Origin of the sequence: Amycolatopsis coloradensis (assembly GCF_037997115.1) — a bacterium.
Taxonomy (GTDB): Bacteria; Actinomycetota; Actinomycetes; order Mycobacteriales; family Pseudonocardiaceae; genus Amycolatopsis; species Amycolatopsis coloradensis_A.
Genome location: NZ_CP150484.1, coordinates 7,499,518 through 7,525,525, shown reverse-complemented (window position 1 = coordinate 7,525,525; position 26,008 = coordinate 7,499,518). Strand labels below are relative to the sequence as shown.

General features: G+C 69.5%; 29 protein-coding genes. 18 read left to right on the top strand and 11 right to left on the bottom strand.

The window, feature by feature from the left end; all coding sequences use genetic code 11:
• Positions 1–75 precede the first annotated feature (75 nt).
• From serB to LCL61_RS35030, 4 genes are read left to right on the top strand one after another with little or no spacing between them, the layout of a single operon-like run.
• Positions 76–1,305 (top strand): phosphoserine phosphatase SerB, encoded by a 1,230-nt coding sequence (gene serB / locus LCL61_RS35045; protein WP_340683710.1) that lies wholly within the window; start codon positions 76–78, stop codon positions 1,303–1,305.
• On the top strand, positions 1,302–2,060 hold the full coding sequence (locus LCL61_RS35040; RefSeq protein WP_340683709.1) for a peptidyl-tRNA hydrolase: 759 nt from the start codon (positions 1,302–1,304) through the stop codon (positions 2,058–2,060). The genes serB and LCL61_RS35040 overlap by 4 nt, the downstream gene beginning before the upstream one ends.
• A gap of 17 nt (positions 2,061–2,077) precedes the next feature.
• Entirely contained in the window at positions 2,078–3,826 is a 1,749-nt protein-coding gene (locus tag LCL61_RS35035; protein WP_340683708.1) for a serine/threonine-protein kinase, read from the top strand.
• A gap of 11 nt (positions 3,827–3,837) precedes the next feature.
• Positions 3,838–4,242 carry an OsmC family protein gene (locus LCL61_RS35030; protein ID WP_340683707.1) on the top strand — a complete coding sequence of 135 codons (405 nt, stop codon included), beginning with the start codon at positions 3,838–3,840 and terminating at the stop codon, positions 4,240–4,242.
• Positions 4,243–4,261: 19 nt separating this feature from the next.
• On the opposite strand, the gene LCL61_RS35025 is transcribed toward LCL61_RS35030, so the two are convergent.
• The 3 genes from LCL61_RS35025 to LCL61_RS35015 form a co-directional block, all read right to left on the bottom strand.
• A complete protein-coding gene (locus LCL61_RS35025) occupies positions 4,262–4,615 on the bottom strand; it encodes a hypothetical protein (RefSeq protein WP_126732697.1) in 354 nt (117 codons plus the stop codon).
• A gap of 57 nt (positions 4,616–4,672) precedes the next feature.
• The gene (locus LCL61_RS35020; protein ID WP_340683706.1) at positions 4,673–6,730 is read right to left on the bottom strand and encodes an ATP-dependent DNA helicase; all 2,058 of its coding nucleotides are present in this window, start codon (positions 6,728–6,730) and stop codon (positions 4,673–4,675) included.
• Positions 6,731–6,902: 172 nt separating this feature from the next.
• Positions 6,903–7,493, bottom strand: coding sequence for a biotin transporter BioY (locus tag LCL61_RS35015; RefSeq protein WP_016336794.1), 591 nt, complete (start codon positions 7,491–7,493; stop codon positions 6,903–6,905).
• Positions 7,494–7,646: 153 nt separating this feature from the next.
• Here LCL61_RS35015 and LCL61_RS35010 point away from each other — a divergent pair, with 153 nt between their 5' ends.
• A complete protein-coding gene (locus LCL61_RS35010) occupies positions 7,647–8,312 on the top strand; it encodes a choice-of-anchor P family protein (RefSeq protein ID WP_340683705.1) in 666 nt (221 codons plus the stop codon).
• 4 nt (positions 8,313–8,316) lie between these two features.
• Here LCL61_RS35010 and LCL61_RS35005 read toward each other — a convergent pair whose 3' ends face one another.
• From LCL61_RS35005 to LCL61_RS34995, 3 genes are read right to left on the bottom strand one after another with little or no spacing between them, the layout of a single operon-like run.
• A complete protein-coding gene (locus LCL61_RS35005; RefSeq protein WP_340683704.1) occupies positions 8,317–8,970 on the bottom strand; it encodes a bifunctional 4-hydroxy-2-oxoglutarate aldolase/2-dehydro-3-deoxy-phosphogluconate aldolase in 654 nt (217 codons plus the stop codon).
• Positions 8,967–9,542, bottom strand: coding sequence for a nicotinamidase (locus tag LCL61_RS35000; RefSeq protein WP_007028267.1), 576 nt, complete (start codon positions 9,540–9,542; stop codon positions 8,967–8,969). Before LCL61_RS35000 ends, LCL61_RS35005 begins: the two co-directional genes overlap by 4 nt.
• Before the next feature lie 20 nt (positions 9,543–9,562).
• A complete protein-coding gene (locus LCL61_RS34995) occupies positions 9,563–10,867 on the bottom strand; it encodes a nicotinate phosphoribosyltransferase (RefSeq protein ID WP_340683703.1) in 1,305 nt (434 codons plus the stop codon).
• Positions 10,868–10,941: 74 nt separating this feature from the next.
• Between LCL61_RS34995 and clpS the strand changes: the two genes are divergently transcribed.
• From clpS to LCL61_RS34960, 7 genes are all read left to right on the top strand, one after another.
• A complete protein-coding gene (gene clpS / locus LCL61_RS34990) occupies positions 10,942–11,241 on the top strand; it encodes an ATP-dependent Clp protease adapter ClpS (RefSeq protein ID WP_005165655.1) in 300 nt (99 codons plus the stop codon).
• The gene (locus LCL61_RS34985; RefSeq protein WP_034308812.1) at positions 11,238–11,795 is read left to right on the top strand and encodes a DUF2017 domain-containing protein; all 558 of its coding nucleotides are present in this window, start codon (positions 11,238–11,240) and stop codon (positions 11,793–11,795) included. Before clpS ends, LCL61_RS34985 begins: the two co-directional genes overlap by 4 nt.
• Positions 11,792–12,784 carry a P1 family peptidase gene (locus LCL61_RS34980; protein ID WP_340683702.1) on the top strand — a complete coding sequence of 331 codons (993 nt, stop codon included), beginning with the start codon at positions 11,792–11,794 and terminating at the stop codon, positions 12,782–12,784. The genes LCL61_RS34985 and LCL61_RS34980 overlap by 4 nt, the downstream gene beginning before the upstream one ends.
• A 62-nt stretch (positions 12,785–12,846) precedes the next feature.
• Complete coding sequence (locus LCL61_RS34975) at positions 12,847–13,263, top strand: Mov34/MPN/PAD-1 family protein (protein WP_016336788.1); 417 nt, start codon at positions 12,847–12,849, stop codon at positions 13,261–13,263.
• A 71-nt stretch (positions 13,264–13,334) separates the two neighbouring features.
• Entirely contained in the window at positions 13,335–13,607 is a 273-nt protein-coding gene (locus LCL61_RS34970) for a MoaD/ThiS family protein (RefSeq protein ID WP_340683701.1), read from the top strand.
• Between the two features lie 3 nt (positions 13,608–13,610).
• The gene (locus tag LCL61_RS34965; protein WP_340683700.1) at positions 13,611–14,561 is read left to right on the top strand and encodes a cysteine synthase; all 951 of its coding nucleotides are present in this window, start codon (positions 13,611–13,613) and stop codon (positions 14,559–14,561) included.
• Between the two features lie 401 nt (positions 14,562–14,962).
• Entirely contained in the window at positions 14,963–15,676 is a 714-nt protein-coding gene (locus LCL61_RS34960; protein WP_340688747.1) for an aspartate/glutamate racemase family protein, read from the top strand.
• Here LCL61_RS34960 and LCL61_RS34955 read toward each other — a convergent pair.
• Positions 15,637–16,509, bottom strand: coding sequence for an arylamine N-acetyltransferase family protein (locus LCL61_RS34955; RefSeq protein WP_340683699.1), 873 nt, complete (start codon positions 16,507–16,509; stop codon positions 15,637–15,639). The genes LCL61_RS34960 and LCL61_RS34955 overlap by 40 nt on opposite strands.
• Before the next feature lie 82 nt (positions 16,510–16,591).
• On the opposite strand from LCL61_RS34955, the gene LCL61_RS34950 reads away from it, so the two are divergent.
• From LCL61_RS34950 to rdgB, 5 genes are read left to right on the top strand one after another with little or no spacing between them, the layout of a single operon-like run.
• The gene (locus tag LCL61_RS34950) at positions 16,592–17,257 is read left to right on the top strand and encodes a rhomboid family intramembrane serine protease (protein WP_425341951.1); all 666 of its coding nucleotides are present in this window, start codon (positions 16,592–16,594) and stop codon (positions 17,255–17,257) included.
• Positions 17,254–18,060: a glutamate racemase gene (murI, locus tag LCL61_RS34945; protein ID WP_340683698.1), complete on the top strand. Its 807-nt coding sequence runs from the start codon at positions 17,254–17,256 to the stop codon at positions 18,058–18,060. Before LCL61_RS34950 ends, murI begins: the two co-directional genes overlap by 4 nt.
• Before the next feature lie 29 nt (positions 18,061–18,089).
• Positions 18,090–18,857: an MBL fold metallo-hydrolase gene (locus LCL61_RS34940; RefSeq protein WP_340683697.1), complete on the top strand. Its 768-nt coding sequence runs from the start codon at positions 18,090–18,092 to the stop codon at positions 18,855–18,857.
• 23 nt (positions 18,858–18,880) lie between these two features.
• Positions 18,881–19,657, top strand: coding sequence for a ribonuclease PH (gene rph, locus LCL61_RS34935; protein WP_340683696.1), 777 nt, complete (start codon positions 18,881–18,883; stop codon positions 19,655–19,657).
• Positions 19,654–20,259 (top strand): RdgB/HAM1 family non-canonical purine NTP pyrophosphatase, encoded by a 606-nt coding sequence (rdgB, locus tag LCL61_RS34930; RefSeq protein ID WP_340683695.1) that lies wholly within the window; start codon positions 19,654–19,656, stop codon positions 20,257–20,259. Before rph ends, rdgB begins: the two co-directional genes overlap by 4 nt.
• A gap of 3 nt (positions 20,260–20,262) precedes the next feature.
• Here the strand turns inward: rdgB and LCL61_RS34925 are convergent, their stop codons facing one another.
• The 4 genes from LCL61_RS34925 to LCL61_RS34910 all read right to left on the bottom strand — a co-directional run bounded on the left by LCL61_RS34925 (position 20,263) and on the right by LCL61_RS34910 (position 24,875).
• Complete coding sequence (locus tag LCL61_RS34925; protein WP_340683694.1) at positions 20,263–23,439, bottom strand: NACHT domain-containing protein; 3,177 nt, start codon at positions 23,437–23,439, stop codon at positions 20,263–20,265.
• Positions 23,440–23,441: 2 nt separating this feature from the next.
• On the bottom strand, positions 23,442–23,918 hold the full coding sequence (bcp, locus tag LCL61_RS34920; protein WP_340683693.1) for a thioredoxin-dependent thiol peroxidase: 477 nt from the start codon (positions 23,916–23,918) through the stop codon (positions 23,442–23,444).
• Positions 23,919–23,945: 27 nt separating this feature from the next.
• The gene (locus LCL61_RS34915) at positions 23,946–24,491 is read right to left on the bottom strand and encodes a hypothetical protein (RefSeq protein ID WP_340683692.1); all 546 of its coding nucleotides are present in this window, start codon (positions 24,489–24,491) and stop codon (positions 23,946–23,948) included.
• A 201-nt stretch (positions 24,492–24,692) separates the two neighbouring features.
• The gene (locus tag LCL61_RS34910; RefSeq protein WP_034308775.1) at positions 24,693–24,875 is read right to left on the bottom strand and encodes a hypothetical protein; all 183 of its coding nucleotides are present in this window, start codon (positions 24,873–24,875) and stop codon (positions 24,693–24,695) included.
• A gap of 201 nt (positions 24,876–25,076) precedes the next feature.
• On the opposite strand from LCL61_RS34910, the gene LCL61_RS34905 reads away from it, so the two are divergent.
• Positions 25,077–25,964 carry a glycoside hydrolase family 25 protein gene (locus LCL61_RS34905; RefSeq protein ID WP_340683691.1) on the top strand — a complete coding sequence of 296 codons (888 nt, stop codon included), beginning with the start codon at positions 25,077–25,079 and terminating at the stop codon, positions 25,962–25,964.
• Positions 25,965–26,008 lie beyond the last annotated feature (44 nt).

Genomic DNA, 26,008 nt, shown 5'->3' with positions numbered 1-26,008 from the left:
ACNCCGCCTCGGTCTCGCCCTCGACGATCAGCGGCACGCGCCATTTTCACACCCGGCTGAGGGAGACTGACCCCCGTGACGCAGACACCAGTTCTCATCACCACCACCGGTCCCGACAAGCCGGGTGTGTCCTCGGTGCTGTTCGCCGTGCTGTCGCGCCACGACGTCGACGTCCTCGACGTCGAGCAGGTCGTCATCCGCGGCCAGCTGGTGCTCGGTGTGCTCGCCGGCGTGTACCGCGACCCCGAGGGCCTGCAGGAGTACGTCGAGCAGGCGATGGCCTCGGTCGGGATGCAGGTCGACGTGAAGATCGGCTCGGCCATCGGCGCCGACCCGTTCGCCATCGGCCAGAAGGACTCGACACATGTCCTGCTGATGCTCGGGCGCCCGGTGACCGCGCGGGCGTTCTCCGACGTCGCGCGCCGCCTCGCCGCGCTGGACGTCAACATCGACTCGATCCGCAGCGTCGCCGATTATCCGGTGACCGGGCTGGAGCTGTACGCCTCGCTCGCCCAGGACACCCCGGAGGCCGACGCCGCGCTGCGCACCGCGCTGGCGGACGCCGCCGTCGAGGCCGGAATCGACATCTCGGTCGAGCGGGCCGGGCTCGCGCGCCGCGCCAAGCGGCTGGTCGTCTTCGACGTCGACTCCACGCTCATCCAGGGCGAGGTCATCGAGATGCTCGGCGCGCACGCCGGCGTCGAACCGCAGGTCCGCGAGATCACCGAGGCCGCGATGCGCGGCGAGCTGAACTTCGGGGAGTCGCTGGAGCGCCGGGTCGCGCTGCTGGAGGGGCTTCCGGAGACGGTGCTGGACGAGGTCGCCGCGTCCATCGAGCTCACCCCGGGCGCGCGCACGACCATCCGCACGTTGAAGCGGATGGGCTTCCGCTGCGGGGTCGTTTCGGGTGGTTTCACCAAGATCATCCAGTCCCTCGTGGACGACCTCGGCCTCGACTTCGCCGCCGCGAACGAACTGGAAGTCGTCGACGGCAAGCTCACCGGCCGGGTGGTCGGGGACATCGTCGACCGCGCGGGCAAGGCGACGGCGCTGCGCCGGTTCGCCGAGGAGTACGAGATCTCGCTGGAGCAGTGCGTCGCCGTCGGTGACGGGGCGAACGACATCGACATGCTTTCGGTCGCTGGGATGGGGGTCGCCTTCAACGCGAAGCCCGCGCTGCGCGAGGTCGCCGACACCGCGCTTTCCCACCCATACCTCGACGCCGTGCTGTTCCTGCTCGGGGTCACCAGGGCCGAGATCGAGGCGGCCGACGCGGCCGACGGTCTCGAGCTTTCCCGGCCATGAGCGTCCTGGAGCCGCTGGCCGCGCGCTACGCGTTCTGGTTGGGGCTGCCCGCCGAGGACACGGTGGACACCTCCGACGAGGATCCCGCCGAGGTCCGGGCCATGCCGGTGATCCTGCGGATGGAACGGGCAGAACCGCCGTCGCGGACCGCCCTGCTGGAGGCCGCCGCGGCGGCCGCGGTCGCGGTCTGCCTCGACGAACGTGCCGAGCCCGAGGGCGAATGGCACGACCAGCTCAAGGCGTGGGTCGACGGCCGGATCCGCAAGGTCGCCCGGCGGGCGCGCGGCGCGCACTGGCGGGCGGTCCAGGAACTGCCGGGGATCACGGTCGAGGTCGACGGCGCCGAGGCGCGGGCCTTGCTTCCCTGCCGCGTCGTCGAGACGCCGAAGGAGGTCTCGCGGTTGCAGATCTCCGGGAGCGAACTCCCGGCCGACGAGCCGGGGACCGCGCCGGACGGTGTCCCGCGGCTGCTGCTGAACCCCGAGGTCTCGATGACCGTCGGCAAGGGCTCGGCCCAGGTCGGGCACGCGACGATGATTCTCGCGTCACTGCTGGACGAGGCCGAACGGGCGGCCTGGGCCGGGACCGGGTTCCGGTGCTCGGTGCGGACCCCGCCGGTCGCGACCTGGAAGGCGCTTTGCCCGGTCGAGGATCCCGAAGGTTCGTGGCGCCGTGACGGCGTCGTCGCGGTCCGGGACGCCGGGTTCACCGAAGTCGATCCCGGAACAGTCACGGTCATAGCCCAAAGGGCTTAGCCTCCTATACTCCCCGCATGGGTGACCGGCTGATCGCCGGGCGCTATCGCTTGGAGGAGCGGATCGGCGCCGGGGGCATGGGTGTGGTCTGGCGTGCCACCGATCTGGACCTCGGCCGGGTCGTCGCCCTCAAACGCTCGCAGGCCGGGGACAGCGGCCAGATCCGGCGCGAGGCACGGATCGGCGCGGGCCTGCATCACCCGAACGTCGTCACCGTCTTCGACGCCGTGATCGACGGTGACGATCGCTGGCTCGTCATGGAATACCTGCCCTCGCGCAGCCTCGCCGACGTCATCGACGCCGACGGGCCGCTGCCACCCGGCAAGGTGGCCAAGATCGGCGTCCAGCTCGCCGCGGCGCTCGCGGCGATGCACGAGAAGGGCATGGTCCACCGCGACCTCAAACCGGGCAACGTCCTGGTGGCCGACGACGGTACGGCCAAACTCACCGACCTCGGCATCGCGCAGTGGGCGGAGGTGACCCGCACCGGCGGCGGCCTCGACGTCGGGACTCCCGGTTACGTCGCGCCCGAGATGGCCGAAGGACGGCAGGCGGGTGCCGCGGCGGACGTGTTCTCGCTGGGCGCGACACTGTTCGCCGCCGTCGAGGGCACGTCGGTGTGGGGAGACGCGAACGTCGGTCCGTTCGTCCAGCTCCGGCGGGCGACGTCGTACACGCTGGAACCGATCCGCCGGGCGGGACCGCTGGCGCCCGCGCTGATGGAACTGCTGCGGCGCAAACCCGCCGGGCGGCCGGACGCCGTCCGCGCCGCCGAACTGCTGTCCGAGGTCGCGGACGTCGTCGTTCTCTCGCGAAGACGACGTTTTCGGGTGACCAAACGCGCCATCGCGATCGCGGCCGTCGCGGCGGTCCTGATGCTGACCGGGGGCCTGCTCTACGCCACGAAGGAACCCGCGTCGATCGCGGCGGGCCCGCCGTCCGAACCGATCGGTGACCGGCGGACCGCGGACCCTTGCTCGCTGGTCGATCCCTCCGTGCTGAACCACCTCGGGACCCCCGAGCCGGACAGCGCCACCGGCAACTTCAACGCCTGCGGTGTCCGGCTGCGCCTGAGTCCCGACGAGGAGGACATCGTCGACATCCGGCTCGAACTGACGACGCCGACGTCGCCGTTACTGGACAAGCCGATGCCAGGGCGGCTGATCGTGCGCGAGATCCCGAGCGACTCCGAAGACAAGTGCGCACGGGGTATCCCGCTGCCGGACGGCAACCAGGTATGGGTGCACGCCCGGCACATCCGGAACTGGCACGCGCAACTCTGCGACTACGTCGATCCGGTGGCCACGCACGCGGTGAGCGTGCTGAACCGGGAGCCGGTCGAACGGCGTCCAGCTCCCTTTCCCGCCGGTTCGCTCGGGAGTCTCGACGCCTGCGCGCTGGGCGGGGATCTGCCCCAGGCGATCGTCGGCGGTCCGGCCGTGCCTAATCCGGTGTTCGGCAACTGGGAGTGCTCCTGGAACCATCGTGAGACCGAGGTGACGATCCGGTTCGAACGGGAGCGGGCGCCGTTGGAGGACGACGGCAGACGGGTCGCTCTCGGATCGCGGGAAGCCTTCGTCGAAGTCTCGGCCGAGTGGAAGGCTTGTCAGGCCGAGATTCCGCACCGGACCTTCGCCGGCAACGGTCGTGCCATGATCGAGACGGTGGAGATCTACGTCGCGGACAAGGTCAAGCAGCCGCAGGAGATGTGCCCGGCCGCGGAACGGCTGGCCGGCGAGATCGCCCCCAGGCTGCCGCCACTCTGAAAGGGAAAACCGTGTCTTTGGAAGTCCAGCGCGACGGTGAGCACCGCTTCATCGGCCGCAACGAACGCGGTGCCGAGGTCGTGATCGGCCGCAAGGGAGCCGAGGGCGCCTTCTCGCCCGCCGAACTGCTGCAGATCGCGGCGGCGGGCTGCTCGGCCGTCACCGCCGAGAACCTCATCACGCGCCGGATCGGGGAGGACTCGAAGTTCCGGGTCGGCGTAACCGCGGACAAACGCGAAGGCGCTTCGGAGCTCGATGCCGTCCACGTGGCTTTCGACGTCGACGTGTCCTCGCTCGCCGCTGAGGAGCGCGAGGCGCTGGCGGGAGCGGTGGACCGCGCCATCGAGAGGCTGTGCACGGTGAGCCGGACGTTGAAGAAGGGCATCCCGGTCACGGAGAGCTTCCCTGGCGAGTAGGTCCTCCCTCGCGCTTGGCTCAGTGCTTGGCCGGGTGGCCTTCGGCGCTCCAGACCACGTACGCCTCGTCGGCGTCGGTGGTCATGGCCTCGATGAACTTCTCGTTGTCGAAGCCGGGCAGCGTCTGCAACCGCTCGATCAGCGCGTCGGCGGCCGGGTCGCCGCTGGGGATCGCGGTGCCCTTCCCGTCGGCGCCGGCGAGCATGAAGAAGACGTCTTCCTTCCACGGGCCTTCAGGGATCACTCTGACCACCACCGCGGACAGCTCGGACCACGTGACGGCTTCCTCGCTTCCGTCCGCGAGCTGGCGCCGCACTCCGGTGTCATCGACGCTGACGGTCCGGGATTGTGCGTTGGGCGACTCGTGGGACAACCGGTTCTCCCTGTCTTCGGCGTTCCGTTAACGGTACTCGGCCGTGTTCCAGGCCACTCAGGCCGGGGCGGCGGCGTCGAGGCGGCGCAGCGCGTCGCGGGCGACCTGCGGATCCATGGTCGGCCAGAACGGCGGCAGCGAGGCGCGCAGGAATCCGCCGTAGCGGGCGGTGGCCAGCCGGGAGTCCAGGATCGCGACGACGCCGCGATCGGTGACCGAACGGTGCAGCCGCCCGGTGCCCTGTGCGAGCAGCAGCGCCGCGTGCGTGGCCGCGACGGTGAGGAAACCGTTACCGCCTCTGGCTTCCACGGCGCGTTGCCGTGCCGAGGAGACCGGGTCGTCCGGGCGGGGGAACGGGATCCTGTCGACCACCACGAGCTGGAGCGACGGACCCGGCACGTCGACGCCCTGCCACAACGACAGCGTGCCGAACAGGCAGGTGCGCGCGTCTTCGGAGAACTTCTGCACCAGCAGGCCGGTGGCGTCGTCCCCCTGGCAGAGGATCGGCAGGTCGAGCCGCTCCCGCATCTCCTCGGTGGCCTGCTTCGCCGCGCGCATCGAGGAGAACAGGCCGAGCGTGCGGCCGCCCGCGGCCTCGATCAGCTCGGCCAGCTCGTCCATGGTCGAGGGCTGCAACCCGTCCCGTCCCGGCGGCGGCAGATGCTTGGCCAGATAGAGGATTCCGTTGCGTTTGTGGTCGAACGGGGAGCCGACGTCGAGGCCGGTCCACTTGGGGCCTTCGGCGTCGTCGCTGTCGGCCGGAGCGGCCTTTTCGGTCGCCGCGCCAGGCGCCTTCTCGACCCTCGCACCGCCAGGCGGGAGACCCCATTGGCGGGCCATGGTGTCGAACGTGCCGCCCAGGGTCAGCGTCGCCGAGGTGAGGACGGTCGTGTGCTGGTTGAAGACACGCTCGCGCAGCAGACCGGCGACACCCAGCGGGGCGACCTTCAGCGCGGGCGGGCGCGGGTTCGTGGAGAAGCGGTCCCCGGTCAGCCAGACGACGTCGCGCTGATGCGCCTTGTCGTCGTCGAAGGCCTCGAGCAGCCGGACCGCGGTGTCGTGGACCTCTTCGAGCAGCGACCGCGCCAGCTTGCGGGCCGTGGCCTCGTCGACGTCCTCCTTGCGGTCCTTGCCGAGCGCGGTGAGGCAGCGATGCGCGGCGTCGCGGACCGCGGGGATCGCGCCGGTGAGGGCCTGGGGCAGCGAATCCATCCGGCCGGACGGCAGGTCGTCGAGGATCAGGGCCAGCCCGTCGCTCGCCTCCAGCAACTGGTCGGCCACCTCGTCGTCGACCAGTTTCCCGCAGCGCCGGGCGGCCGCCGAGACCATGCCGCTGGTCAGCTCTCCGGTCGCCACGGACGTCACGCGGTCCACGAGGTCGTGCGCCTCGTCGATGATCACCAGGTCGTGCTCGGGGAGCACCTGGTAGCCCTGCAGCGCGTCGATCGCCAGCAGCGCGTGGTTGGTGACCACGACATCGGCTTTGCCCGCCTCCGCGCGGGACCGCTCGGCGAAACAGTCCGTGCCGATGGGGCAGCGCGAGGCGCCCAGGCATTCCTTCGCGGTGACGGACACCTGGCGCCACGCCTGGTCCGAGACGCCGGGAACCAGCTCGTCGCGGTCACCGGTTTCGGTGTCGGACGACCATTCCCGCAGCCGCGTGACCTCCTTGCCGAGCCGGGAGACGGCGAACGGGTCGAACAGCTGCTGGTCTTCCGGCTCGTCCGGGGCGCCGGAATCGAGCCGGTGGAGGCAGAGGTAGTTACGGCGGCCCTTGAGGATCGCGAAGGTGGGTTCGCGGCCGAGGGGCTTCTTCAGCGCCTTCGCCAGCCGGGGGAGGTCCCTGTCGACCAGCTGGCGCTGCAGGGCGATGGTGGCCGTGGAGACCACGACCGTGGCCTCCTTCTCGACCGCGTGCCGGATCGCGGGAACGAGATAGGCCAACGACTTCCCGGTACCCGTGCCCGCCTGGACGGCCAGGTGCTCGCCGGTGCGGATGGCGCGGCCCACGGCGTCCGCCATCTTGACCTGGCCCTCGCGCTCGGCACCGCCCACGGACTCGACCGCGTGCGTCAGGAGTTCGAGGACACCGGGGAAATCAGCACGGGAGGGCACGGGACAAGACGATAGCCGGGGCCACCGTCAAGATCGTCCGCCCCGTGCAATGAAGGGGCCTTTCATAGCGAATTTCGCTATGAAAGGAGATCGGAAGAGCANGGGCCTTTCATAGCGAATTTCGCTATGAAAGGCCCCTTCATTGCAGCTCGTGGGGCTATGAAAGGACCGGTCACGACTCCTTGCGGAAGCGGGAGACCAGCGCCCAGGTGCCCGGAAGCAGCGCCGCGGCGACGGCGATCTTCAGCGCGTCCCCGATCAGGAACGGCACGACACCCTTTTCGAGCGCGGTCGACAGGCCGAAGCCGGTCGACGCCATCAGCCACGGCACGCCGACCGAGTAGATGGCGAGGTTGCCCAGCACCATCGTCCCCGCCGTGCGTAGCGGCGTGCGGTCCCCGCCGCGGCCGGCGAGCGCGCCGACCAGCGCGCCCGCGAGCACGAAGCCGACGATGTAGCCGGCGCTGGCGCCGAACAGGCCGGAAGAACCGTTCTGGAACCAGCCGAATCCGGCCGCGCCGACGGCGAGGTACAGCGCCATCGACAGCGCGCCGCGCTTCCAGCCGAGCGCGGCGCCGACCAGCAGGGCGGCGAACGTCTGGCCGGTCATCGGCACCGGGGAGCCGGGCACCGGGATCAGGATCTGCGCGGCCGCGCCGGTCAGGGCGGCACCACCGGCGACCAGGACCGCGTCACGGACCAGTGCGCCGGGAACGAGGTCGGCGAGAACCGGACGGGTGCCGGTCACAGACAGCGAAGACACTCAGACCTCCTATGAGTACACGAATGTGAACCGAGGTTAACGTCAGAAGACGGGTCGCGGACCGAATGTCGGCCACCTCACGGTCATCGCGCGTCCACTCGTCCGGGTGGCATGACCCTGCACGGGACCGGTGGTTGGTGGAGGCTGCCGGACATGAGGAAACCCGTTTCGAGGCTGTTGTCGGTGACGATGCTGACCGGGGCGCTGGTGGCGGGAGGTCCGGCGGTCGCGTCGGCCGGGCCCGCCCCCGCGACGGCGGCCGCGTCGGTCGGATCGCTCGACGTGGAGATCGGCGACGAACACGTGGTCACGGGCGAACTCGCGCCGTGCGACGTCGACGGTCCCTTGACCGCGAAGACCCAGGGCGGCGTCGTCGGCGACTTCGCCCGGTTCGGCGGGGGTGAGTCGCGCTGCGGCCGGAACGGCGCGGTGGCCGTCGGCGAGGCGGCCGGGCGGCGGTTCGAGACCACCCTGCTCAAGCGGTTCGGCGGTCCGGTGATCAAGGTCCGCACGTTCATGGCGAAGTGCAGCACCACCGAGGACGGCAGCCTCGGCTACATCGAGTTCGGCGACGTCACCGGGTTCACGCTGCCGGAGAACATCCCGCAGAACTACCGGCTGACCATCGCGGGCGGCAAGGGCGGGACGGCGCTGGCGTCGCTCACGGTCAACGAGACCGTCACGCCGACGCCGCCCGACGGGAGCCTCGTGACACACATGCTGCACATCAAGCTGTTCCCGCAGGGCGGCGGACCGGCGAAGGGCGACATCTACCTCGGGACCGCGCGCTGCGACCCGTACGGCAAGAAGAAGCCCTAATGCGTCAGGTGCGCGAGACGTACTTCGCGGCCGCCGCGACGAACTCACTCGCGCGGGTCGCCAGATCCGTCAGCGACCCTTTCGAGGTGAGCGCGTCACCGACCAGCGGTGTGGCGGCCGCGACGGCGATCGAGCCCGACTCGAGGTACTTCGCGACGTCGGCCAGGTGCACGCCGCCCGTCGGGACGAGCGGGATGTCCGGCATCGGCGCCCGGACCGCCCGCAGGTAGGCGATGCCGCCGACGGCCGCGATCGGGAAGACCTTCACCGCCGCCGCGCCGAGACGCCACGCCTGGTCGATCTCGGTCGGGGTCAGCGCGCCGCAGATCACCGGCAGCCCGCGTTCGTGCGCGCGCTCCATGACCAGCGGGTTCACCGTCGGCGTGACCAGGAAGGTCGCGCCGGCGTCCGCCGCTTTGTCCACATCGGACACCTCGCGCACGCTCCCGGCGCCGATATGCGCGTCGTCGCCGAGCTTCTTGCGGATGGTCGCGATGGCGTCCGTGGCGCCCGGCGTGGTCAACGCCGCTTCGAGCACTCGCACGCCCGCCGCGTGCAGCACCGTGGCGGCGTCGGCGAATCGGCTCGCTTCCGCGGCCCGCAAGATCGCGACGAGCCGGTTTTCGATCAGGGTGTCCTGGAGGTCGTGCTGGATCATGCGGCCGGGACCGGCGCCTTCCCGGTGTAGGTCACGCCCGCCTCGTCGAAGTCCTTGAGCGCGGCGTCGACGGTCGGCTGCGAGCCGCCGACCGTGAGGTCAAGCAGCACCCGGACCTTGAAACCGGCCTTCGCCGCGTCGAGCGCCGTCGCGCGGACGCAGAAATCGGTCGCGATGCCGACGACGTCGACCTCGGTGACGTCGTGCTCCTTCAGCCACGCGTCGAGCGTCTTGCCGTCGCGCGCGTTGCCTTCGAAGCCGGAGTACGCGGCGGTGTACTCGCCCTTGGAGAAGACCTCGCTGATCGGGACCACGTCGAGCGCGGGGTGGAACGACGCGCCGGAAGTGCCCGCGACGCAGTGGCGCGGCCAGCTGTCCTTGAAGTCCGGCGTCTCGCTGAAGTGATCGCCCGGGTCGATGTGGTAGTCGCGAGTGGCGACGACGTGCGCGTAACCGCCTTCCGCGGCCTGCTTGGAGATCGCTTCGGCGGCGGCGGCGCCGCCGGGCAGGCCGAGCGACCCGCCTTCGCAGAAGTCGTTCTGCACATCGACCACGATCAAGGCGGTCCCCATGTGTTGCTCCTGAGTTCTCTTTAGACGAATACGGTCGGGATGGCGGGCTCCCCGTGCGAGAGCTTGAGGCCTTCCCACGGAAGGCTCACCAGCGCCCGCCGAAGCCGCTGGCGCGCGTCGTCCAGCGTGGGCAAATCATCCACCGTCCGGCCGTCCCGGACCAGCGGAATCTGCAATTCGTGGTCGTTCGGTCCCTGTTCCGGGACCTGCGAGGCGGCCGTCCAGATCACCTCTTCGACGGCGGTGCCGGTCTCGCGGTGCCGTCGCAGCGCGGACTTCCGGCCGCCGCGGGATTCCTTGTGCGCGCTGCGCTTGGCGACCGGCCTGCCGTCCACCTCGACGAGCTTGTAGACCATCCCCGCGGTCGGCGCGCCGGAACCGGTGACGACCGAGGTCCCGACGCCGTACGCGTCGACGGGTTCCGCCCGCAGCGCCGCGATGGCGTGCTCGTCGAGGTCGCCCGACACCACGATGCGGGTGTCCTTGGCGCCGAGGGCGTCCAGTTGCTCGCGGGCTTTGCGGGCCAGCGGGCCCACGTCGCCGGAGTCGATGCGGATCGCACCCAGTTCGGTCCCGGCCACCCGGACGGCCGTTTCGATGCCCTTGGTGATGTCGTAGGTGTCCACCAGGAGCGTGGTGTCGGTGCCCATCTTGTCCACCTGCGCGCGGAACGCCTGTTCCTCGCTGTCGTGCAGCAACATGAAGGCGTGCGCGACGGTGCCCCGCGTCGGGATCCCGTAGCGGCGGCCGGCTTCGAGGTTGGAGGTCGTGGCGAAGCCGGCGAGGTACGCGGCCCGCGCGGCGGAGACGGCGGCGTACTCGTGCGTGCGGCGGCCACCCATCTCGATGATCGGCCTGCCGTGCGCGGCACCGGACATCCGCGCCGCGGCGGACGCGATCGCGCTGTCGTGGTTGAGGATCGAGAGGATCAGCGTCTCCAGCACGACGGCCTCGCCGAAGGAGCCGGTGACGGTCAGGATCGGGGAACCGGGGAAGTAGAGCTCGCCCTCGGGGTAACCGTCGATGTTCCCCGAGAAGGAGTAGTCCGCGAGCCACGAAAGGGTGGCGTCGTCGACGACGGCCGTCGCTTCCAGCTGGCTCAGCTCGGCGTCGGTGAACCGGAAGTCGGCGATCGCGTCGAGGACCCGCCCGGTACCCGCGACGACGCCGTAGCGGCGGCCGTCGGGCAGACGACGTGCGAAGACCTCGAAGACGCACGGCCGGTCCGCCGTCCCGTCGGACAGGGCGCTGGCCAGCATGGTCAGCTCGTAGTGGTCGGTGAGCAGCGCGGTGCTGGCGCCAGTGGCCGCCTCGGGGAAACCCATGGCACCAGCCTATTCACCCACATGGCCGGACCTGCCAGCCCATACCGGAACGGGCCCGTGACACCATGGAGTGCATGTCCACGCCTGTCGCATCCGAGCAGACGCAGGTTGATCCACAGGGAGTAGAGGTCGTCTCTGAGGACAAACCCTGGCGGACGGTCGTCTGGAACGATCCGGTGAACCTCATGTCGTACGTGACGTACGTGTTCCAGAAGCTGTTCGGTTACAGCCGGGACCACGCGACGAAGCTGATGCTCGACGTGCACCAGAAGGGCAAGGCGATCGTGTCGTCCGGTTCCAAGGAGAAGGTGGAGACCGACGTCGCGAAACTCCACGCGGCCGGCCTCTGGGCCACCATGGAGCAGCCTTCATGAACGGATGGCGCCGCAAGGGCGACACCATCGTCGCGGGGTTCGAGCAGCAGGAGGCCGCGGTGCTGCGCGGCCTGGTCAGCCAGCTGGAGGACATGCTCACCGCGCGCGCCGAAGAGGCGCCCCAGGACGAGCTGGCGGAGCTGACCGGGATCCGCATGGGCCCGACCGAATCGCCGGACGACCCGGTCCTGTCCCGGCTGCTGCCGGACTTCCACAAGCTGGACCCGGACAACCCGACCCGCGAGGACATCGACTCGGCCGCCGCGATGCGGTCGATTCACGAGCCCGAGCTGCTGGACAAGAAGGTCGGCGTCGCCAAGATCGTGCTGGACACCCTGCCGCGTGACGGCGGGAACGTGCGGCTGACCTTCGAGCAGGCCGACGCGTGGCTGGGCGCGCTCAACGACGTCCGGCTGGCGCTGGGCACCGCGCTCGACGTCACCGAGGACATGCCCGACGAGTTGCCCGAGGACGATCCCCGCGCGCCGCATCTCGGCGTCTACCACTGGCTGACCTGGGTGCAGGAGACCCTCATCCAGTCGCTGACGTCATGATCACCGACGTCCCGGGGGTGCTGGTCGGGCATCACGAGCGGGTCGGCGACGGCTGGGCGACCGGGACGACGGTCGTGCTGGTCCCCGGCGGCGCGGTAGGGGCCGTCGACCATCGCGGCGGCGCGCCCGGAACGCGCGAGACCAATCTGCTGGAGCCGGAGAACCTGGTCCAGCACGTCAACGCGATCTGCCTGTCCGGCGGGAGCGCGTACGGCCTGGCCGCCGCGGACGGCGTCATGCGCTGGCTCGCCGAGCGGAACCTGGGCATCCCGGTGGGAACCGAACCGCACGAGGTGGTGCCGATCGTGCCCGCCGCGGTGCTGTTCGACCTGCCGCGCAGCGACTGGGGCAACCGTCCGGACGCCTCCTTCGGTTATGCGGCCTGCGAAGCGGCCGTCGGGGGTCCGGTCGCGCTCGGGACCGTCGGTGCGGGCGCGGGGGCGAAGGCGGGATCACTCAAAGGCGGGATCGGGACGGCCTCGGAGAAGGTCGGGGAGTTCACCGTCGGCGTCGTCGCCGCCGTGAACGCCGCCGGCGAGGCCGTGGATCTCTCGACGGGGCGCGCGTACGCGGCGGACCACGAGGTCGACGGCGAGTTCGGCGTCCGCTGGCCCGATCGGCCTGGTGACGTCGAGGCGAAGGCGGCGGGGCTCAACACGACCATCGGCGTGGTCGCGGTGGACGCGGCGCTGTCCAAGGCGGAGGCGCGGCGGCTCGCGGTGGCCGCGCAAGACGGTCTCGCCAGGGCCGTGCGGCCGGCGCACACGATGTTCGACGGCGACACGGTGTTCGCGCTGGCGACCGGCGATCGGGAACTTCCCGGCGGCGCGGGCCCCGTCGCGGCGGCGCGGCGCGCGTTGGTGCTGGACACACTGTGCTCGGCGGCCGCGCGGGTCTTCGGGCGCGCGATGGTGCACGGTGTGCTTTCCGCCACTTCGGCGGGGGACATGCGCGCGTACCGTGACGTCTGGCCCGAAGCGTTCTCCTGACCGGTCGAGGTGCCGAGTGGCGGCGATCTCAGAGTGTGGACCGGCCCTTTCCAGCACCTAAGATGGGCGACGTGCTCCGGATCCGCCGTGAACTCGTCGACGAGATCGTCGCCCATGCCCGTCGTGACCATCCCGACGAGGCGTGCGGGGTGATCGCCGGTCCCGAAGGATCGGACAGCCCCGAGCGGTACATCCCCATGCTGAACGCGGCGCGCTCGCCGACGTTCTACGAATTCGACTCGGGCGATCTGCTCAAGCTCTACCGCGAGATGGACGCCAACGACGAGGTGCCCGTCGTCATCTACCACTCGCACACCGCGACCGACGCCTATCCGTCACGCACCGACGTCTCGTACGCCTCGGAACCCGACGCGCACTACGTGCTCGTTTCCACCAAGGACCCCGATTCGCACCAGTTCCGGTCGTACCGGATCGTGGACGGGGAGATCACCGAGGAGCCCGTCGAGATCATCGGCTGAACCCGGCCGGGGAATAACCCGGCCCGAACAGAACGTCTGCGTAGCAGAGAACCCACCGGAGGTAGAAAACCATGGCCGTGACCGTGTCCATCCCGACCATCCTGCGTACGCACACCGACGGCGAGAAGTCCGTCGAGGCGACCGGCAAGACCGTGCTCGAGGTGATCGACGACATCGAGTCCCGCCACGGCGGCCTCAAGGCCCGCCTGGTCAAGGAAGAGAAGCTGCACCGCTTCGTCAACGTCTACGTCAACGACGAGGACGTCCGTTTCTCCGGCGGGCTCGAGGCCGAGGTCAAGGACGGCGACACCCTGACCATCCTGCCCGCCGTGGCCGGTGGCTGATCGATGGCTCGCTTCGAGTCGCTGCTCGACGCGCTCGGCGGCACGCCGCTGGTCGGCCTTCCCCGGCTTTCGCCCACCCATGACGTGCGGTTGTGGGCGAAGCTGGAGGACCGCAACCCGACCGGTTCGATCAAGGACCGCCCCGCGCTGGCGATGATCGAGGCCGCCGAGCGCGAAGGCACGCTCCGGCGCGGCTCCACGATCCTGGAGCCGACGTCGGGCAACACCGGCATCGCGCTGGCGATGGCCGCGAAGCTCAAGGGCTACGGCCTGGTGTGCGTGATGCCGGAGAACACCTCGACCGAGCGCAAGCAGCTGCTGCAGGCGTACGGCGCGCGGATCGTCTTCTCCCCGGCCGCCGGCGGGTCCAACGAGGCCGTGCGCCGGGCGAAGGAACTGGCCGAGGCCAACCCGGACTGGGTGATGCTCTACCAGTACGGCAACCCGGCCAACGCCGACGCCCACTACCGCGGCACCGGGCCCGAACTGCTCAAGGACCTGCCGACCCTGACGCATTTCGTCGGCGGTCTCGGCACCACCGGCACCCTGGTCGGTGTCGGGCGCTACCTGCACGAGGTGAAGCCGGACGTGCAGATCATCGCGGCCGAACCACGCTACGGCGAGCTGGTGTACGGCCTGCGGAACCTCGACGAAGGTTTCGTGCCGGAGCTCTACGACGCGAGCGTGCTCAACGGCCGGTACTCCGTCGGCGCGTACGACGCGCTTCGCCGGACCCGCGAGCTGCTGGAGCACGAAGGCATCTTCGCGGGGATCTCGACGGGTGCCGTGCTGCACGCGGCGCTGGCCGTCGCCGAGAAGGCCGCCGCCGCGGGGAAGCCCGCCGATGTGGCCTTCGTGGTCGCTGACGCGGGGTGGAAGTACCTCTCGACGGGCGCGTACTCCGGCTCGCTCGACGAAGCGGCCGAAAGGCTCGACGGGCAGCTCTGGGCCTGATCCGCGTCACCCTGGCCTCGTGAGTGGTAAGGACGGTTGGGGCCAACGGTGTCTCAGGCACCTCTTGAATGTGGCGGCCTTGGTCGTGAGTCCGTGAAGGCCTCCTTCCCTACCCTGAAGGTAAGGAAGGAGGCCTTCACGGACTACGCGATCGCCACCCGCAGCCCCAGCAACACCAGCAGCCTCAGCAGTCACAGCGGCGCCGCGTGAAGGCCCCCTTCCCTCGGCTCAGCCGAGGAAACTCGACCTTCACACCTTCCCGAGTACATGAAGGGGGTGCAGGGGCGAGCAAGGGTGGCGGTGGCGCGGTGGGGCATGTCTCGTGAGTGGTAAGGACGGTTAGAACCGTCCTTACCGCTCACGAGACCCAGCGCAAGGGCGACGCTGGCACGATGGCGGGTATGAAGGTCATCGGGTTGCTGGGCGGGATGAGCTGGGAATCGTCGGCCGAGTACTACCGGCTGGTCAACGAACGCGTCCGCGAGCTGCGCGGCGGGTATCACTCCGCGCGCACCGTGTTGTACTCCGTGGACTTCGCCGAGATCGAAGCGATGCAGGCCGAAGGCCGCTGGGACGACGCCGGGCGGGAACTGAACCGCGCCGCCCTCGCGCTCGAAGCCGCCGGAGCGGACTTCGTCGTCCTCTGCACCAACACGATGCACAAGGTCGCCGACCAGCTCGTCGACGGCCTGGGCGTGCCGCTCCTGCACCTCGCCGACACCACGGCGACCGCGATCAAGGCCGCGGGCGTCGAGCGTGTCGGGCTCCTGGGCACCGGTTTCACCATGGCCCAGCCGTTCTACCGCGAACGCCTCGCCGCGCACGGCCTCGACGTGCTCGTGCCCGGCGAAGAGGACCGCAAGACGGTGCACGGGGTCATCTACGACGAGCTCGTCCACGGCGTCGTCACCGAACACTCCCGTGAGCGGTACCGCGAGGTCATCGCGAGGCTCGTCGAGGAGGGCGCGGAGGGCGTCATCTACGGCTGCACGGAGATCGAGCTGCTCGTCGGCCCCGAGGACAGCCCGGTGCCCACCTTCCCCACCACCAGGCTGCATGCCGAAGCGGCCGTGGACTACGCGCTGGGCAAGGCCTCACTCCCTCCCGCGATGTGACGTTCGTGCTGGGCGACGGCCTGCCGCCACAGCCTGTCCTGTTCCTCACCGGTGAAACCACCGCGCGGCACGCCGAAGACGTCCTCGATCGCCGCCCACCACTCGGCCGGTGATTCCAGCACGGTCTTGCCGCCCGGCAGACCGCTCAAGGTCAGCGCGCGCAGCGAATCCACTCCCTCCGCGTCGCGCCGCTGCACCACCAGCGTGCGGACGAAACCGGAATCCTCGGACGTGGACAGCTCGACGTGCTTCTCGGCGAAGTCGGCCATCACGGCCGCCTCCGGCGCGAAATCCATCCCGACGAAACTGCCCTGCGGATCGTGATCGAGCCGCCAGCCGCCGGGAGTGACCTCCGAGGGCCGTATACGGAACACCAGCGGTCCCTGTTTGTACTCGCCCTCAAGCAGCGGGAGCGGCTCGTGGATGCCGTCACCGAGCCCGACGTCGACCAGCCAGCCGGCGTCGGGTTCCTCCGGCAGCCCGGTCACCGTCAGCGCCAGGTGGTTGAGGTGGATCCCGGACCGCGCGCCCGCCATGTGTGCCCCGCTCGGATGCCGGGTGACCTGGTAGCCGAGCGCCCGCAGCAGTGCCGAGAACGCGCCGTTGAGGTGATAGCAGTAGCCGCCGCGGCCGGCGGCGATCCGGCCGGACGACACCGCCGGGTCCAGGGACGTCACCCGGCCCAGCTGGACCTCGAAATCCTCGTATGGCACCCGCTCCACATGGGCCGCGTGCAGCCGGAAGAGCGCGTCGCGGCTCGGCGGCTCGTGCTCGAGGCCGAGTCGCGCGAGGTAGGCGGGCACGTCGACGTGCTCGGAAGAAGGAATCCCCATGTGATCGACCGTAACGGCACCCACCGACAAATCAGGGTTCTCACGGAGGCGATCTCGCCGTTCGCCGTCGTAGCCTGTGGAGGTGACCACTTTGCCTCCCCTGCCGGCCCCGGCGAGCGAGCCGTCCGGTACGGATCCGGCCAAACGCGTCCTGCCGCCGAACCCGAGGGCCGCGGCGATCGTCGCACTGGCCTTCACCGTGCTGCTCTACCTGGTCGAGCTGGTCGACGTCGTGCTGCCCGCCGACCTCGACCAGGGCGGCATCCTCGCCCGTGACCTCTCCGGGCTCGACGGCGTGCTCTGGGCGCCGTTGCTGCACGCGGGCTGGGGGCATCTGTTCTCCAACACCGTCCCGGTGCTGGTGTTCGCCTTCCTCGCGATGTCCGCGGGCATCGGCCGGTGGGTGCTGGTCACCGCGATCATCTGGGTGCTCTCCGGCGTCGGTGTCTGGCTGATCTCGCCGGGCGGCACGGTGACCGTCGGAGCGTCCGGCGTCGCCTTCGGCTGGCTCGCGTTCCTGCTGGTCCGAGGCATTTTCAACCGCGCTGTCGGGCAGATCCTGGTGGCCGTGGTGCTGCTCGGCATCTGGAGCGGGATGCTCTGGGGACTGCTGCCGGGTGATCCGAACGTCTCGTGGCAAGGCCACCTGTTCGGTGCGCTGTCCGGGGTCTTCGCGGCCTGGTTGATGGCGCGGATGGACAGGTCCCAAGCCAGGAAAGCGACCGGTCCCGGTAGCCTCGCCGGGTGACCAAGCCGAGCGCCGACGCCCCCATCGGCGTCTTCGATTCCGGAGTGGGCGGGCTCACCGTCGCCAGGGCGATCCTGGAACAGCTGCCCGGTGAGCAGTTGCGCTACGTCGGCGACACCGCCCGCAACCCGTACGGTCCGCTTCCCATCGCCACCGCGCGCCAGTACGCGCTGGAAGCGCTGGACGACATCGTCGAAGGCGGGGTGAAGGCACTGGTCATCGCCTGCAACACCGCCTCCGCCGCCTGCCTTCGCGACGCGAGGGAGCGCTACGACGTCCCCGTGATCGAGGTCGTCCTCCCGGCCGCGCGCCGGGCCGTGTCCGCGACGCGCTCCGGCCGCATCGGCGTGATCGGCACCGAGGGCACCGTGCGGTCGCGCGCCTACGACGACGCCTTCACCGCCGCGCAGGACGTCGAGATCACCAGCGTCGCGTGCCCGCGGTTCGTGGACTTCGTCGAACGCGGGATCACCACCGGGCGCCAGGTGCTCGGGCTCGCACAGGGCTATCTCGAACCGCTGCTGGACGCGCAGGTCGACACGCTGGTCATGGGCTGCACGCACTACCCGTTGCTGTCCGGGGTGCTGCAGATCGTCATGGGCCAGGACGTCACGCTGGTGTCCAGCGCCGAGGAGACCGCGCGTGACCTCGTGCGCGTCCTCACCGAGGCCGACCTCCTCGCCGAGCGCGACACCCCGCCGCGGCACGAGTTCGTCGCCACCGGATCCGCCGAGCCGTTCACCAGACTCGCTCAGCGGTTCATGGGCTTCGCTCCGGGTGTGCTGGCTCCCACCAGCGCCTAAATCGCCGATTCCGTGCTTAAGGTGTCACAGTGCGTCTCACGATCCTCGGCTGCTCCGGCAGCATCCCCGGGCCCAACGCCGCCGCGTCCGGCTACCTGATCGAGGCGGACGGGTTCGTCCTGGGGCTCGAACTCGGCAACGGGACGCTCGCCAGGCTTCAGGCGCTGCGCGACCCGTTCGACCTGGACGCGCTGATCCTGTCGCACCTGCACCCCGATCACTGCGCCGACGTCAGCGCGCTCACCGTGCTGCGGCGCTACCACCCCGCGCTGCCGTACCCGGCTAGGCCGCGGCGGCTGCCGGTGTACGGGCCGTCGGACGTGCGGGAGCGGCTCACCTACGCGTACGCGGCGAACGAGGACGAGCGGGCGACCACCGATCTCTCGGACGTCTTCGCCTTCGACGTCCTGCGGGCCGAGCCCATGAAGATCGGGCCGTTCGAGGTCACCGCGGTCCCGGTCGACCATCCGACCCCGGCCTTCGGCCTGCGGTTCGCGCACGGCGGCAAGACCCTCGCCTACACCGGGGACACCGGCGTCTGCGACACCCTGGCCGATCTCGCGGGCGGCGTCGACGTCCTGCTGTCCGAAGCGTCGTGGACCGACTCGCCCGACCGGCCCGCCGGCGTCCACCTGTCCGGCAAGGAAGCGGGGGAGCTGGGACGCAAGGCCGGGGTCGGGCGGCTGCTGCTCACCCACGTCGCGCCCTGGACCGACCGCGACGCGGTCCTCGCCGAGGCGGCCGTCGCGTTCCCCTCGGCCGAGCTGGTCGAGCAGGGCGCCGTCTACGACCTCTGACGCGGGGTTCTAGAGTGGCGGCCGTGGCGAGAAAAGACGGCAGGAACGACGACCAGCTTCGCGACATCAAGATCACCCGCGGCTTCCAGCGGTGGCCCGCGGGTTCGGTGTTGATCGAATTCGGCGACACCCGGGTGCTGTGCGCGGCGAGCGTCACCGAAGGCGTCCCCCGCTGGCGGGCCGGTTCCGGCCTCGGCTGGGTCACCGCCGAGTACGCGATGCTGCCGTCGGCGACCAACACCCGCAGCGACCGCGAATCCATCAAGGGCCGCGTCGGCGGCCGCACCCACGAGATCTCCCGGCTGATCGGCCGGTCCCTGCGCGCCTGCATCGACCTGGCGGCGCTGGGGGAGAACACGATCGTCATCGACTGCGACGTCATCCAGGCCGACGGCGGCACCCGCACGGCCGCGGTGACCGGCGGTTACGTCGCGCTCGCCGACGCTGTCACCTGGCTCGGCGCGGCCGGCCGCCTCGCCGACCCGCAACCGCTTTCGTCTTCCGTGGCCGCGGTGAGCGTCGGCGTCGTCGACGGCCGGGTGCGCCTCGACCTGCCCTATGAAGAGGACTCGCGCGCGGAGGTCGACATGAACGTCGTCGCCACCGACACGGGCACCCTGATCGAGGTGCAGGGCACCGGTGAGGGTGCCACCTTCGCGCGGTCCACTTTGGACACCATGCTGGACGTGGCGCTCGCGGGCTGCGGGGAGCTGACCCGGTTGCAGACCGAGGCGCTCGCGTTGCCGTACCCCGGCGAACTGCCCGAGCCGCGTCCGGACAAGAAGAAGGGCGCGAAGTGATCAAGCTGCTCCTCGCCACCCGCAACGCGAAGAAGCTGGGTGAACTCCGGCGCATCCTGGTCGCCGAAGGGATAGAGGGCGTCGAGGTCATCGGCCTCGCTGACGTCCCCGAGTTCCCCGAAGCGCCCGAAACCGCGCCGGACTTCGAAGGCAACGCGCTCGCGAAGGCCCAGGACGCGGCCGCCGCGACCGGTCTCCCGGCCATCGCCGACGATTCGGGCATCAGCGTCGACGCGCTCAATGGCATGCCGGGCGTCCTCTCGGCACGCTGGTCGGGAAAGCACGGCGACGACGAGGCGAACCTGGATCTCGTGCTGGCGCAGCTGTCCGACACCCCCGACGAACGCATGGGCGCGGCCTTCGTCTGCGCGGCCGCGTTGGTCGTCCCCGGTGGCGACGAGACCGTGGTGCGCGGGGAATGGCGCGGTTCGCTGATCCGGGAACGCCGTGGTACCAACGGATTCGGTTACGACCCGATCTTCGTGCCGGAAGGCGAGTCGCGGACTTCCGCGGAGCTGGAACCGTCCGAAAAGGACGAAGCTTCGCACCGGGGGAAGGCGTTGCGGGCGTTGGTGGGGGAGCTGCGGAAGCTGGCCGGCTGACCGTCAGAGGATCCGCACGTTGGGCCCGAGTTCGTCGAGTCCGGTTATGCGGGCTTTCGGTCGTGCGACGAGAGTGATGTCGAGGTCCGCCAACGGCCTGACGTCCACCGCGCCCCCCTTGTCGTCGGCGTAGATGAGGACCTCCTTCAGCGTGGGGTGCGAGGCGAGTGGGCCGAGGTCGCCCAGAGCGCAGTACGAGAGATGAAGCGACGTCAGTGGAATTCCGGCCAGCGGGGCCAAATCCGTCATGTCGACGGCGGTCACCGACAGGTAGGTCAGGCCGGGGAACGTCTCGGCGATCAACCGTGCGGTGATTCCGGTCTTCACTTCGCTGTGCAGGCTCAACATGTCGATTCCGGGAATCGGCGGTGTGGCGGCGAGCGCGCGACGAGAACACTCCCACAGACTGAGCGTGGTCAGTGAGGTCATCGCGGTGAGGGCTTCGAGACTTGCGACTGACTGCAGGTGATCGAGCGTCAGGCTACGCACCTGCGTCAGGCGGCTGCATGCTTCCAGCCCGCGCCACGGCGTGGACCGGAAGAGGGTCAGCTCTTCGAGTGCCGCCAAGGAACTCAGGGCTTGCAGCCCGGTGTACTTCTTGGCGAAGTGCAAGCTGACCGCCGTCAGTGCCGGGTGGTCGGTCAACGAGGTCACGTCCACAGCGGCGTTTTCGTTGAAGTCCAGGTCGACTACCCGAAGAGCGGGGACGTCCGCGAGCAGGCCGAGATCGGGCTGTTTCTCGGAGCCGGGGAGTCTTACGGACAAGGCGGCAAGATGGCGAAGCCTTCCCGTGTACGGCACCAGCCTGCCGGCATTGACTTCGAACTCGCCGTCCCACAAAGGGGAATCGGCCAGCACTTCATCGGCGAAGCGTTCCGGGTCGAAGTATTGCCAAGCCTCACTGAGCTGCTTTTGGACCTTCTCCCGACCGTCTTGGGCGTAGTTGCGCAGAAGTGGCAGAGCGTCGTCGCCCGCGGTGAGCGTCGCCGCCCGGACGGTCGCAGCGGAGGCCGCCTCGCTGAGCCCGTCGGTGGTTTCCGGGAGATAGCGCAAAAGCCGGGGGCCGACAGAGGCGAGAGACTGGGTTTCCCGAAGGTCTCGCGGCGGGACGAGATGCTCCCTGATTACCTGTTCGACCCGTTCGATCACGGCCGGATCGACGTTGCTGACCGTCTCCAGGCAGGCTGCTGCCAGCAGGCGCAAGCGACGGGTGTGCCGCTGTTCCGCGTCGGCGCGATCGAGGATCTCGGTGAGCAGCTTGTCGGCCTGATGGTGTTTGGCGTGACCGCACGCCATGATCACGGTCTCTCGCCAGGTGTCCCGATGCGCGTTCGCGATCAGGGTGTCCAGATAGCGTGCGTCGGTCGCTTCGCTCGCGGCGAGGAACTCCTGGAAGGTCCGGTGCACGAAGTCCACCCGGCCGCTCACCGGCTCTCGCAGCACACCGCTGCGTTCGAGGAGATGGTTCAGTACTTCTTCGGCGGCGTGGTCGACGTGCGGAATCCAGCGCAGCCGATAGGCGATGTGCTCCAGGACTTCGTCCTTCGGCAGTTCGACCTTGCCACTGGAAGTGAGCCGCCAGGCGAGATGCCCGAGAAGGATCTGTTTCTGCTGCTCGGTGAGCAGGACGGTGATGCTGCGCGCGGTGTCGCGCAGGTGCAGCAGCATCGACAACGCCTTGCGGTACAGGTCCATCCGGTCACGCGGCAGTTCCGAACGGTGCGCCCAGTTCAACGCGCACAGCATCGAGCAGAGCAACGGGCTCGACGCCAGCGTGCGCAGATGCGGGCGGTTGTTCAGCTGATTCAGCAGCCGTCGTCGGGCCTCGTCGAGATCGTCTTCGGGGCGGACCGAAACCGCGGCCTCGTGCCATTTGTCGACGAGCGCGTGGATGTCGGTCGCGCTCATCGGTTCCAGCAGAACGGAACCGAAGCCTTCCTGGTACAGCCACCGCTGGTCGGCCGCCGCGCTCCGGGAAGTGACGACGAAACGTGCTTCAGGGTAGGTCAGCCCGAGTTCGTGGAGCCAGTCCTTGACCTTGCGGCGGCGGGGAGGTTCGACCTCGTCGACGCCGTCGACCAGGATCATCGCCTTGCCGCTTCGCAGCACACGGTCCGCCCAGTTCGCGGGCGCCCGTCCGGCGAGCGTGGGGGCGGCGTGAGCCACGAAGTGTTCGGCGCCGGGGAGTTCGCCGGAGGCGAAGCTCCGCAGCCGGATCGGGAACGGGACGAATCCGTTCCACGACGACAGTTTCCCGGTGAACCGGCCGCCCGCCGCACTGATCGCGAGCCAGTTCAGCAGAGTGGTCTTGCCGGAACCCGCTTCGCCTCGGACCAGTGTCCGATGCTCCTCACCGATCGCGCTTTCCGCCCGCATGGTCGTCCCGTCACGGCGGGCGGGGTGCTTCTCGAACCAGTCTTTCGGCCGGTCGTCGCCGCGCGATCTTTCCGAAGACACGGAAAGGCTGAGGTAGGCGACCGTCAGCGGCAGCGTCGGCTGGTCGTCCTTGGTCAACCCGAGCAGATCGAGCTTGTCCAGTTTCCGTGCGAGCAGGCTCAGGTACTCCTCCCTGAACTCCGCGTCGTGGTCGGTTCCCGCAGGAGCGGTGAGGCTCGTCTTCGGGATCCGCGCGAGGAGTTGGTCCAGCTGGTCCGATTGTCGGGTCAGCCGTCCCAAGATCTCGGCGAGCGTCGTCGGCTGGAACGTCGGCAGGTGCCGCACCACCATCACCAGGTGGCGGCAAGACTGATCCAGTGCCAGCTCGTACAGATCCGCCGCCCGCCCGGCGAGCAGGGCCGAGCGAGCGGGGAACTGTTCGCGGACGCGCCGGGCCAGGAGTTCCGGGTCGGCGTCGTCCGCCAGGAGGGCTTCATCGGAGAGATCGACCTTGCCGAGCGTGTCCTCGACCGCGAGGAACGCCGCGGCTATCTCGTTCTCGGGCAGCGTCGAGAACCGTGCGGAGAGAACGGGCTTCAACTCTTCGGCCACTTGCAGGCCGATCGTCTCCACCAGGTTCTCGAGCTTGCGTTTCTCCAGCGGCCCTTTGAGTTCGTCCGCCGCCAGTTCGGCGAGGCCGGACTCGCGTTCGGTCTTCTTCCGCCGTCGTTGCAGCCACGACTTCGCCGCGTGTGTGGCGATACTGCCGCCCAGTTTGAGTGCGGGTCCCTCCAGCCCCGTCATCGTCAGGACGCCAGGGAGAGGTCCCGCAGCAGCTTCGCGACGTGGCCGGTCGCGCGCACGTTGTACTGCGCCACGGCGATCTTGCCCTCGGGGTCGACGACGAACGTCGAGCGGATGACGCCTTCGTAGACCCTGCCGTAGTTCTTCTTTTCGCCGAAGGCGCTGTACGCCTTGAGGACGGTCTTCTCCGTGTCGGACAGCAGCGGGAAGGTCAACCCCTCCGCCTCGACGAACTTCGCGAGCTTCGCGGGCTTGTCGGGCGAGATGCCGAGCACCTGGTAGCCGGCGTCGTTGAGTTGCGCGAGGCTGTCCCGGAAGTCGCATGCCTGCTTCGTGCAGCCCGGCGTGCCGGCGTTCGGGTAGAAGTACACGACGACCGACTTGCCGCGGAAGTCGCTGAGCTTGACGTCGTTGCCCTCACTGTCGGGGAGGGTGAAGTCGGGCGCTTTGTCGCCGGGGGAAAGTCGCTGCTCGGTCATGGCGCACACGGTAGCGAATCGGCGGCGTCAGACCTTTCCGCAGTACTTCGCGGCGACAGGCTCCGAAGGGCTGGGCCGCACCTGAAGGCGCAGCCTCACCGGCCTGTCCGGAACGGCGAAGGCGAGGTTGAGCTGGACCGACCGGCCGGGCGCCACGTCCTTGCCCGCGTCCGCGATGCCGTTGTACCCCTGCACGGGGTCGACGACCTGTTTGACCGCGGCGGTCTCTCCGTCGACCTCGCCCGTGACGGACAGGCCGGAGAGCCGGTAGGTGCCCTCGCCCGCGTTCGTCACCTCGATGCCGAAGGCCACCGCGCGCGGGCTCTGCGGGTACGCGGACGCGCTGGGACGGAACGCTTTCGGCGCGGACACGGAGATCGTGACCCCGGTCGCGAACCGGTGCGGGGCACCGAAGGCTAGGTCGCCTTCCGCGTGCGTCGCGGCCAGGCCCTGCGCCGGAGTGTCCGCGCCGAGTACGGCGGCCCCTTTTTCCGGTGCCGGAACCCCGCACGCGGCCGCCAGCAGCAACGAGCAGGCGGCGATCAAGAGCTTCGGGGTGCGCGGGGGCGCCATGTGGGGTTACTCCAGTCGGCGGTGCGGGTGGGCCGTTCGAGGTAGGTATTAGTGCCGAAGAGTCCAGACTGACGGTCTTCCGCAGCCGAGAGGAGCGGCGAGGCCGGGTTGACGCGCACCTGGTGTACAGCCGTGGCCGATCCGTGACCGGAAGGACACGACTAGTGACAGTCGTCACCTCGGTGGCACATCGCCGAGGGGTCAGACGGCGAAGGCGAAGAACAGGATGAAGATCGCCAGTCCGGACACCCAAGCCACGATCAGCCAGCCGAAATCGCGCATCGGATCGACCGCCCGGCTTTCTTCGCCCGGAACGTAGACGCCGCGCTCTTCGAACCAGTCGGCCCATCGGGTCAGCCAGCGAATGGGGCTTCGAGACGCCATGTCGTCACAGTACGGGTACGGATGAGCCGCGTCAGCCAGGGAGGGCCCGCCCAAAAGGGCGAATCGGGCGTACCAGCTATCGCCCACTAGGCTCTTTTGTCCAACTGGATCACCCGTCAGGCTGTAACAATGGCGCTGGGAATAGATATCTACAGTCGCTTTCAATCCGTTACCAATTGGCAGGCCGTCAAGGATCACGGCGTGACCTTCGTCTTCGTCAAGCTCACCGACGGCGGTGGCCTGCCGAACGGCGGGCGCAACACCGGCGACGCGCTGGTGGCCGGCGCGAGATCCGTGGGAATCCCGGTGGGCGGCTATCACTACGCTCAGGCGAGCCCCTCGCCCGAGGCACAGGCCGACGTGTTCATCGCGGAGGTCCGGCGGCTCGGGGCGACCGGCTGCGTCCCGATGCTCGACCTCGAGGACAACCCGCCGGGTTCGGGGGCACCGAACATCCCCGACGGGCGCAAGCGGGATTTCTCGATCAGGTTCTGCGACCGCGTGGCGGGACACGGGTTCCGCCCCGGGATCTACATGAACAACTCACTCGCCAAGATGCTGCGCCCCGACCAGTTCGGCGTACGGGACCTCGTCATCTGGATCGCGCGCTACGGCGCCAGACCCGATGCCGCGGCGGGCCGCTACGACGTGCACCAGTACTCGGACGCCGGTCAGATCCCCGGCATTCGCGCGAGCAGTGTCGACCTCAACGAGTCCTACACGAACGCCCACTTGACCGGCGGCGGCGCCGCCCCGAAACGGAAGGCGACGACAGAACTCATGGAACGCAGGACCATTCCCGCCAGCAAGGACACCACGTCGGTGCGGCTGCTGCTTTCGGGCAGCGAGACGGCCGCGATCATCGTGCGGCCGCGTATCGACGGCGACGGCATCTCCGAAGTACCCGTGTGGCAGGGCAACATCTACGCCTGGGGCAGCGACAAGGTCGGTGTCGGCGGGAATCCCACGCAGATACCCGGATTCGACCCGAAGACCGCTTCGCACCGGCGCTACCACTTGCCGGGCGCGGTCTGGGTCGACTTCGAGTACAGCTCGGCCGTGGACTTCGAGATCGATATCGTCGGCTGAGCCCGGAAGTCCGTGAAGGCCTCCTTGCCTACCCTCAGGGTAGG

Coding starts and splice junctions, on each gene's coding strand:
- LCL61_RS35040 (WP_340683709.1), top strand. CDS start 1,302: ATGAGCGTCCTGGAGCCGCTGGCCGCGCGCTACGCGTTCTGGTTGGGG.
- LCL61_RS35035 (WP_340683708.1), top strand. CDS start 2,078: ATGGGTGACCGGCTGATCGCCGGGCGCTATCGCTTGGAGGAGCGGATC.
- LCL61_RS35010 (WP_340683705.1), top strand. CDS start 7,647: ATGAGGAAACCCGTTTCGAGGCTGTTGTCGGTGACGATGCTGACCGGG.
- LCL61_RS35005 (WP_340683704.1), bottom strand. CDS start 8,970: ATGATCCAGCACGACCTCCAGGACACCCTGATCGAAAACCGGCTCGTC.
- LCL61_RS35000 (WP_007028267.1), bottom strand. CDS start 9,542: ATGGGGACCGCCTTGATCGTGGTCGATGTGCAGAACGACTTCTGCGAA.
- LCL61_RS34995 (WP_340683703.1), bottom strand. CDS start 10,867: ATGGGTTTCCCCGAGGCGGCCACTGGCGCCAGCACCGCGCTGCTCACC.
- clpS (WP_005165655.1), top strand. CDS start 10,942: ATGTCCACGCCTGTCGCATCCGAGCAGACGCAGGTTGATCCACAGGGA.
- LCL61_RS34985 (WP_034308812.1), top strand. CDS start 11,238: ATGAACGGATGGCGCCGCAAGGGCGACACCATCGTCGCGGGGTTCGAG.
- LCL61_RS34980 (WP_340683702.1), top strand. CDS start 11,792: ATGATCACCGACGTCCCGGGGGTGCTGGTCGGGCATCACGAGCGGGTC.
- LCL61_RS34975 (WP_016336788.1), top strand. CDS start 12,847: ATGGGCGACGTGCTCCGGATCCGCCGTGAACTCGTCGACGAGATCGTC.
- LCL61_RS34970 (WP_340683701.1), top strand. CDS start 13,335: ATGGCCGTGACCGTGTCCATCCCGACCATCCTGCGTACGCACACCGAC.
- LCL61_RS34965 (WP_340683700.1), top strand. CDS start 13,611: ATGGCTCGCTTCGAGTCGCTGCTCGACGCGCTCGGCGGCACGCCGCTG.
- LCL61_RS34960 (WP_340688747.1), top strand. CDS start 14,963: ATGAAGGTCATCGGGTTGCTGGGCGGGATGAGCTGGGAATCGTCGGCC.
- LCL61_RS34955 (WP_340683699.1), bottom strand. CDS start 16,509: ATGGGGATTCCTTCTTCCGAGCACGTCGACGTGCCCGCCTACCTCGCG.
- LCL61_RS34925 (WP_340683694.1), bottom strand. CDS start 23,439: ATGACGGGGCTGGAGGGACCCGCACTCAAACTGGGCGGCAGTATCGCC.
- bcp (WP_340683693.1), bottom strand. CDS start 23,918: ATGACCGAGCAGCGACTTTCCCCCGGCGACAAAGCGCCCGACTTCACC.
- LCL61_RS34915 (WP_340683692.1), bottom strand. CDS start 24,491: ATGGCGCCCCCGCGCACCCCGAAGCTCTTGATCGCCGCCTGCTCGTTG.
- LCL61_RS34910 (WP_034308775.1), bottom strand. CDS start 24,875: ATGGCGTCTCGAAGCCCCATTCGCTGGCTGACCCGATGGGCCGACTGG.